Raw genomic sequence first — 419 nt, 5'->3', positions numbered from 1 at the left:
AAGTGGCATAACACCCGCCGCCCCATGTCACTGGCGTAGGCCGCCCGCGTGGTTCGTCCGCATCGGCGCAGCGGGCGAACAGGATCAGTTTGGTCGGGTTGGAGTCCAGGTCSACCATGTTCCCGGCYTCYYTGGCGGCCGAMGTGCCGGTGTTCATSGCCACGCCGACGTCCGCYTGCKCGAGGGCCGGCGCGTCATTCGTGCCGTCGCCGGTCATCGCGACAAGCTTCCCACCGGCCTGCTCCCGCCGCGGCGCCCTTGCGCAGCGCCCGGTGGTTGCTGGGATCGTCGAGATCCACTCCGCTCATCCGGCTCTGGGCGGTGAACAGTACAAAGTTCGCGTGCGCGAGTTCGCCCTCGGTGCGGGCCCGCAATGCGTGTTGCTCCTTGGCCAACACCACGATGGAACGACCCTCGGG

The 419-nt window shown here is 68.4% G+C and carries 1 protein-coding gene and 1 pseudogene; both read right to left on the bottom strand.

Annotation, left to right across the window (positions count from 1 at the left end):
- Positions 1 to 82: 82 nt before the first annotated feature.
- Positions 83 to 250, bottom strand: a pseudogene (locus tag AC1DYK_RS35940) (HAD hydrolase family protein); the annotation flags it as partial.
- A partial coding sequence (locus tag AC1DYK_RS35935) for a hypothetical protein (RefSeq protein ID WP_478170610.1) occupies positions 195 to 419 on the bottom strand: 225 nt, incomplete at its 5' end. The pseudogene AC1DYK_RS35940 and the gene AC1DYK_RS35935, both read right to left, overlap by 56 nt.

The organism is Variovorax sp. P2_H12, assembly GCF_056403395.1.
This window is presented reverse-complemented; position numbering and strand designations above follow the sequence as displayed.